This window comes from Saccharomonospora saliphila YIM 90502 (genome assembly GCF_000383795.1).
Lineage (GTDB): Bacteria > Actinomycetota > Actinomycetes > Mycobacteriales > Pseudonocardiaceae > Saccharomonospora > Saccharomonospora saliphila.
This window is the reverse complement of the sequence record NZ_KB912624.1, coordinates 88,621-90,025: the sequence shown is the minus strand read 5'-3', so window position 1 is coordinate 90,025 and position 1,405 is coordinate 88,621. Positions and strand designations below refer to the sequence as shown.

Here is a 1,405-nt window from a genome sequence, read left to right as displayed (position 1 = left end):
CCGCCGGGCCGGACCTCCGGACCCGCACCGCCCGCCGAACGCCCGGGGTCTCCCGGCGAGGACACGATCATCATCCCCGCCGTGCAGCCGCCGTCGGCGTCGCAGCACGCGCGCACTTCCGGGATGCCGGGTGGCGCGCCCGGACGTTCGGCTCCGGGTACGGGCGGCACCGGACACCAGGGCGCACAGCACAAGCCGCACCCCGACGGGGAGGACTCCGACGAGGAGGTCGACGAGGAGGGTGAGGCGCTCGCCGCGGTGTCGGAGATCTGGCCGACCTTCTCCGGCCAGCCCATCGCGGGTCAGCCCTACACCGCGCCCGCCCAGCCGCAGACCTCGAAGACCCGGCTGAACGAGAAGTACACCTTCGACACCTTCGTCATCGGCGCGTCGAACAGGTTCGCCCACGCCGCGGCCGTCGCCGTGGCGGAGGCGCCGTCGCGCGCGTACAACCCCCTGTTCGTCTGGGGCGAGTCCGGACTCGGCAAGACCCACCTCCTGCACGCGGTCGGGCACTACGCCCAGCGCCTCTTTCCCGGCATGCGGGTGCGTTACGTCTCGACCGAGGAGTTCACCAACGACTTCATCAACTCGCTCCGCGACGACCGCAAGGTGGCGTTCCAGCGCCGGTACCGCGACATCGACATCCTGCTCGTCGACGACATCCAGTTCCTCGAAGGCAAGGAAGGGACCCAGGAGGAGTTCTTCCACACCTTTAACACGCTGCACAACGCGAACAAGCAGATCGTGGTGTCGTCCGACCGGCCCCCCAAACGGCTGGAGACGCTGGAAGACCGGCTGCGGACGCGCTTCGAGTGGGGTCTGATCACCGACATCCAGCCGCCCGAGCTGGAGACGCGCATCGCGATCCTGCGCAAGAAGGCCGCCCAGGACCGGCTCGCCGTGCCCGGCGAGGTGCTGGAGTTCATCGCGGCCCGGATCGAGGCGAACATCCGCGAGCTGGAGGGCGCGCTCATCCGCGTGACGGCGTTCGCCTCACTCAACCAGCAGCCCGTGGACGTCGGTATCGCCGAGATCGTGCTGCGTGATCTGATCCCCGACTCGCAGGCGCCCGAGATCAGCGTCATGACGATCATGGGGGTCACCGCGGAGTTCTTCGACGTCACGATCGACGACCTCAGCGGACCAGGCAAGACGAAGGCGCTGGCTACGGCACGTCAGATCGCGATGTATCTCTGCCGCGAGCTCACCGACATGTCCCTTCCGCGCATCGGGCAGAACTTCGGCGGCCGCGACCACACCACGGTCATGCACGCGGACAAGAAGATCCGCAAGGAGATGGCCGAGCGCCGCCGCATCTACGACCAGGTGCAGGAACTCACCTCGCGCATCAAGCAGCGCGCGCGGCAGTAACCCGCCCGCTGCCCGGCTGCCCGGCTGCCCG

At 68.8% G+C, this 1,405-nt stretch carries 1 protein-coding gene; it reads left to right on the top strand.

Going from position 1 to position 1,405, the window contains the following annotated elements:
- Positions 1–1,374: chromosomal replication initiator protein DnaA (gene dnaA, locus SACSA_RS21355; RefSeq protein ID WP_019813653.1), on the top strand; the 1,374-nt coding region annotated here is incomplete at its 5' end.
- Positions 1,375–1,405 lie beyond the last annotated feature (31 nt).